The sequence below is a fragment of the Aquisalimonas sp. genome, from assembly GCF_007120195.1.
Classification (GTDB): domain Bacteria; phylum Pseudomonadota; class Gammaproteobacteria; order Nitrococcales; family Aquisalimonadaceae; genus Aquisalimonas.
On record NZ_SKOG01000079.1, the window covers coordinates 1 to 6187 of the forward strand.

Consider the following 6187-nt stretch of genomic DNA (forward strand, 5'->3'; position numbering starts at 1 on the left):
CCATGGCACCGGGTCCGAGCGAAGGGCGTAGGGTGTCATTAGCGACAGCGTAATGCACCATTAAACAATCCGCGCCGCAGGCGCACAGACGCAGCTTGAGGCGTGCGCCTGCGGCGCTGTGGTATTGACGGCGGGTTACGCTGCGCTAACCCGCCCTACGGGTACCGTGTCAAGCCACGCCATGGCACCGGGTCCGACCGAGGGGCGTTAGACTGGGCCAGAGACCGACACGACCCCGTGATTCAGGCGGGTGGAATGCGCCAGGCTGGTGAGTTGCGCGGATGGTTTCATTTCCCCAACCCGCGTCTACACTGAAATTTACAGTTGCCATCACCCGCCTCTTCCCTCATAAGGGGGTACGTCGGCTGAGCGCTTTCGCTGGGACCGATAATTAGAATTGCTGGTCGCTGAGACATGACAGCGTGGGGGAACGATCCACGGAATCACGGCACACGCGCGGAATGGGGGGCAGATGCTCAAACCACGGACCGATCGCCCTAAAGGGGCAGGCTCATGATTCGATCACATTCTTTCTTGACCACGCCATAGCACTCGCAGGCCATCTCTTCCAGGCGCGGCCGATCAATGACTTCGATCTGCCCGCGGCTGTAACGGATGACACCTGCCTTCTGCAGCTGCACGGCCGCCTCGGTCACACCCTCACGGCGGACACCGAGCATATGGGCGATGAGTTCATGGGTAATGGCCACGGTGTTGGACGGAAGGCGATCCAGGGTCAGAAGTAGCAGACCGCAGAGCTGTTGGCGCAACGAATGGTGGCGATAGCACACAGCCGTTTGCGCCATTTGCGTCATCAGCGTCTGGATGTAGCGCAAGAGCAGCCGCATGAGTTCCGGGTGGTGTTCCAGCTCCCGTCGCAGCACCTGCGCCGGCAACCGGAACCCGACGCCCGGGATCAGGACCACGGCCCGACTCGGCGTGCCGCCACCGCCCATCACCAGCGACACCCCCACCATGCCGTCGTTGCCCACCATGGACGTCTCGGCAGAAGCGCCGTCCTCGAGCACGTACAGCAGCGACACAATGGCGTTGGCCGGGAAATAAACGTGGTTCTGAGTGACCCCGGATTCGTTGATCACCGTACCGCGCGTCATGGACACCTGCTCCATGGCTGGAAAAAGCCTCGCAGCCAGTGCCGGCGACATGGCGGCCAGGAGGCGATTTTCCGTATGGTAAACCTGCGGTTGTGCCGCGACGGGTCGTGTCCTTGACATAGGATGTTCTCCTTTTGCTGCACCGCCAATTTGTTGTTATGGGGGCGACAACAATCCTCGCCCCCGTCAGCCGCCTGTACGGTAGCACACATAGCAGAACAAAACCGCACCCTAATTTATAGGTTAGTCGAATGTGTCGCATTAAGGAAACGGGGCCACGTACCGTTCGTCGGACGCCGCAACAAGGGCATCCGCCATAGCCTCCACGTGGCCGGTGGTCAGGTCCTGGTGCACGGGCAGCGCCACCAGGGAGTGTTTCAGGCGCACCGCTTGCGCAAAGCGCCCCCACGGCACGGCTGGATGAAAGGCAGACCACCAGTCCAGTGCCGGAACGCCCCGCGCGTGGAGTGCTTTCAGAACACCGGTGCGATCGGCTACCGCGACGACGCAGTACAGGGGCACCGTTTTGCCATCGAGGCTGGGTGTTGGCACCGACAGGCCGCCCCGCATCAGGCGTTGGGTCAACGCTAAAAAATTGCGGCGCCGTTGCGCGGCGATCGCCGCTGGATTGAACGCGCCAAGCAGTCGCAGCGAGGTTGCATCCATCCCCCACCGCAGCATGGCGGCGGGGAAATCGTAGCCTTCGTCTTCCGGATCATGCTGAGGCCATCCCAACCAGGTCACGCCGCGGCCGAGCTCCTGCCCCGCCTCCCGGACAAGCGCCAGCAGCGCGGCGGCATAGCGCCGCACGCGCCCGCCAACGCCGGGGCGCCGCTGCCACAGGGCCTTTTGCACGCGATAGCCGAGCGCGCCCGTACGCGTCAGCCACGGCGGTGGGGGCAACGGCTCGGGGGGTCTGTCGAGCAAGTGTCTTCGGAACACCGCGACACCCCCCACAGGAATGGGTAGGGTCTTGCGCAGGCTGAACACGGCGATATCGCCGACGCCGCCTACCGGTCCATCGGGGCCGGCGCTGAAAAGCGCCTGGGCGCAGTCCTCGATCAACAGGGTGCCGGATGACCGGCACTGGGCATACAGCGCCTGCAAAGGTTGCTGGACACCCAGAAAGTGGGTCACGACCAGCGCCCTGGGCGGCCTGCCCTCAAGCCCCGTCAAGCGGCGACGGATCGCGTCGGTATCGATCCCGAACCGGCGATCCACACTATAGAAGACCGGCTCAGCGCCCGCGCGCAGCACCGCTTCCACTTCGTGGCCGCAGTTATATGCGGGCAACAGCACGCCATCACCGGCGCCGACCCCCAGGCGCACCAACGCCTGGAAGAGCGCGCCCGTACCCGAATAGGTGGGCAGGATGTGGTCCTCTGGGCGGCTCCCGAGCAGGGATGCGAGGTCCGCCGGCCCGGCATCGCGCCGGAGCATCCCCAACGGCAGCGCCGGGTCAACGGCAAGCCCAGCGGGCAGTGCCTGGCGCGCTTGTGCGACTGCCGACAGGGACTCGGCTCGCGTCATGCCCGCGCCTCTGGGGTGCGCACCGGCTCTCGCCGCAGTCGCTGAATGACCGGCTTGAGTCGAAAGTAGTAACCAGCGAGGATGCGCCCCACCGCGGTGGGGCGCATCAACACCAGCCGCGCCGTGTGATGGGCGTGGTCCGTCCAGCGCCGTTTGTTGCTGAGCGCGGCGCCGAAGAAGTCATACCTGCAGTAGCGCCCCTCCGCCATCAGTCCTTCGAGTTCCATGGCCTCAAGCACGGTGCCGGGGGAGCACCGGTCGTAACGCTGATCGTGCACAATCTGTGCGCCGTAATAGGTGTCGGCGTCGGTCACCGCAATAGCCGCAGCGACGGGGTTATCACCGCAAAACAACGTAAGCACCCGTGCCCTGCCCTCTGCCGCCAGGGTCTGAAGGAAGCGACAGTAATACTGCACGTAACCTTCCGGCCCCGCGAAGGCGATCCCGGCGGCGTGCTTCCAGCTGCGCTCGTGCACGGCCAGAAAACGCGCAAAGGCTGCGTCCACCGCCTCGGCCTCCATGGCGGTCACCACCGTCACCGGCCCCTCGATGGCCAGGCGACGGTGCGCCGCGCGCAGGTTCCGGCCCAGCCGGCGACCCCTGGAGGCGAGAAAATCCGGCCATGACTGCTTCAGCGACAGGTATGGACACGGGTGCAACGGCTGCAACCTGGACGCCAGGCCCTGCTCTCGGGCGAACGCCAGGGCCGTCTGAACGCGCTCATCCTCCGCGAGGACCTCGTCCACCCGGAGCATATCCCATGGCGGCGACCGGGATTCGCTTGCAAGCCCACGCGGAGTCACCAACGCAGACAACGCCTGGCGGAGCAGCGGCGGGTCTGCCGGCCCCAGCGCGAGCAGCGGCCGGTTGATCTCATCGGGCATGCCAATCGGCTCGAGCACCCGAACCGACAGCCCCAGCATCCGGACCCGCGCCATCTGAAGCGGCAGGATCAGTGCCGGCCGGCCACCCTGCTCCACGACAACCACGCACAACCGCGGGTCACCGCCCATCACCGGCCACCAGGCCTGAAGCCAAGGCCAGCTTTGCCAAGGTGTCGCGCCTGGGGTCACGGCGTGCAACCGTTCCCAGTCATCCGCCAGGGCCTGCACCTGCGCAAATTCCGTGAGAATCCTCACGCGCGTTTCACGCGTGGACGGCACTGGCTGCGCGCTCGTGCTCATGCGTAACTCCCCTGCCGCCGGAATCGGTGCTTTTTCCACCGCAGCAGCGGCTGCAGCAGATCGACGCGGTCCAGTCGCTGCTTGAGCCAGGGTTTGCAGTGAAAATGAAAGAGATGGAACCCGTAGCCCTGCAGGTTCCGGGGTTGGGCGTATAACGCCTGGGTCTGGCGGTACTCCGTCGCCCATCCGCGCTTGTTGCTGAGAAACCCGGCGAGGTAGTCCACACGCTGGTAATCGGCCCGGGAAAATGCATCCTCGAGCTCCAGGGCCGTGAGCACGAACCCGGGGGACCAGGGATCCCACGCACGGTCGTGGGCGATGTGCAGGGAATACAGGCACCCACACCAAAACAGCCCCAGGGTTGCCGCCACATCCTGGCCATCCACCGTCAGGAACCGGAAATGCATGGCTGGGCGCGGCTCCGGGTGGCCGGCAAGGGCTTGCAGAAAACCAAGATGCGCCGATGACCGGGCCACGCCCACGGCGGCAGCTGGCTTCCAGCTGCGGCGTTCGACGGCCAGGTAGCGCGGCAGTGCATTGCCTTCGTGCTCTGGCGACACCACGGTGTCGAGTCGCACCTCCCCGGTCTCGCGCAATCGCGCCAAGCGACGCTTGAGGCTCTTCCGCTGCGCCCGGCTGCGGCCGGCAAGGTAGGTGCTCCAGTCACCACGAACGTCCACCACGGGACACTCCGGCCCGTCGGGGAGCGCTGTCAGCAATGCTGCTCCGCGCAGCCGGGCGAACATGGCGGCCAGGAACGGGCTCCGGCGGTCCTGTTCGTAGAATATGGCGGACGACCACCGCTCACCCCGAAGCGCCATCAGATAATCGCAGATGAGCTCAGGGCTCAGGTGGTCCCCGGCTTCGGCAAGCAGGAGGGGGCGGTCCACCTCCGAGGGATGGCCAAGAAAACCCAGGCATCGCCGGCCGCCCCCTGCGCCGGAGGCGGGAGCGATCTGCAGGGGCGCGATCGCCCGCACACCACCGTCGGGGTTCATGACCACCACCAGCAGCAGCGACACCCCCAACCCCAGCTCCTGCCACCAAGCGCGCAGAAAGGGGAAACTGCAAAACACGTTCGCATTCGGGGTGGCATGCCATAGCCGATGCCACTCCGCGGCCAGCATCTTCCAGGCATGGGGGCGATCAATAATACCAACGCGCAACGGGCCCTCGCGCGTCATCACCGTTTGCTCAGTGCCAAGCTTGATCGGCTGATCGCGGCTCACCGCCGGTTCCCCGGCCTGCTCCACCTGGCGCAACTGCAACCAGTGCAGTGGCCGCCGGAGAATCGGGTCGTGGAAAGGGATTTCCCGGACGAACTGCAGCCCCACACGGCTGACCACGCCATTGCGGGAGCGCCAGAATCCCATCAGGGCGTCATCGCTGAACGCCTCCAGTGGCAGCCCGCGGAGATCGCGCCGTGCGCGGATCGCCGTGGCAAGGCGGCCGATCATGGTCCAGGTCTGGCGCCGATGCAATGGATGCACCGCGATATCCGCCAGATAGAGCCCGGGCCCGGAGAGGTCCACATCCGGCGGGGCCGAAATGCCGATGTAATCGCAGATATCGCGCCTGTCGCGCTCCACGAACATCAGGCAATAGCCCACGAGTCGCCGGCCCAGGAACAGGCCGATACTAAGGTTCTCCCCGGCGGCCTCGGCCACAGCGAGTTGTTCGCGCACATCCCGAGCGCCGGCGCGATAGCCCCGGGGATACAGGTGGCGCTCGAGCCATGCGACCCGGCGGGCATCGCCGGGGCGCAGCCACTGGAGGCGATAGGTTGTGGTCATGGTCGTTTCACCTCTGAAAGGCGCAGCTCGAAACTCGCCGAGAGTTTCTTGAGCAGCGCAACCGCTTGATTGCGCTCCCAGGCATCCAGACCACCCCAGAACACCGAGAGGGCGTACACCAACGCCACGACCGCGGCAGCAACGATCAAGGTGGACCAGCCGGACTCCGCGATGACGACATGGAACCCTGCAGCCAGCAGCATCGCCGGCAGGCTGACCAGGATCATTCGTCCAAAGGTGGCAGCCAGAAAGCTCCCGCGGGGCAACCCGGTGCTCCCACACACCGCGGGCATGAGCGCCCCGAAGGCGACGATGACGTTGGCCACCAGGGCTGCCGTGGCGAATCCAATCAAGCCATACGAGGGCACAAGCAGTACGATCAACGCCAGCGCCAGGGCGAGCTCAACCAGGGTCATCACGGCCACCAGCCGAATCCGGTTCACGGCCATAAGCACCAGCGTCGCCGTCCACCAGGCCGCGGAGAAGTAGAAGGTCAACACAACCAGCTGCAGCAACCCCGGTGTCAGCGATTCGCCAACGTCCGGCACCCAGGTCAACAGCACGG

At 65.6% G+C, this 6187-nt stretch carries 5 protein-coding genes; all 5 read right to left on the reverse strand.

Going from position 1 to position 6187, the window contains the following annotated elements; genetic code table 11:
* Nucleotides 1–497: 497 nt before the first annotated feature.
* Complete coding sequence (locus tag QZT63_RS06610; RefSeq protein WP_290649642.1) at nt 498–1235, reverse strand: Crp/Fnr family transcriptional regulator; 738 nt, start codon at nt 1233–1235, stop codon at nt 498–500.
* Between the two features lie 141 nt (nt 1236–1376).
* A complete protein-coding gene (locus QZT63_RS06615; protein WP_290649644.1) occupies nt 1377–2645 on the reverse strand; it encodes a DegT/DnrJ/EryC1/StrS family aminotransferase in 1269 nt (422 codons plus the stop codon).
* Entirely contained in the window at nt 2642–3829 is a 1188-nt protein-coding gene (locus QZT63_RS06620; RefSeq protein WP_290649645.1) for a GNAT family N-acetyltransferase, read from the reverse strand. Before QZT63_RS06620 ends, QZT63_RS06615 begins: the two co-directional genes overlap by 4 nt.
* On the reverse strand, nt 3826–5622 hold the full coding sequence (locus tag QZT63_RS06625; RefSeq protein WP_290649646.1) for a GNAT family N-acetyltransferase: 1797 nt from the start codon (nt 5620–5622) through the stop codon (nt 3826–3828). Before QZT63_RS06625 ends, QZT63_RS06620 begins: the two co-directional genes overlap by 4 nt.
* A partial coding sequence (locus tag QZT63_RS06630; protein WP_290649648.1) for a hypothetical protein occupies nt 5619–6187 on the reverse strand: 569 nt, incomplete at its 5' end. The genes QZT63_RS06625 and QZT63_RS06630, both read right to left, overlap by 4 nt.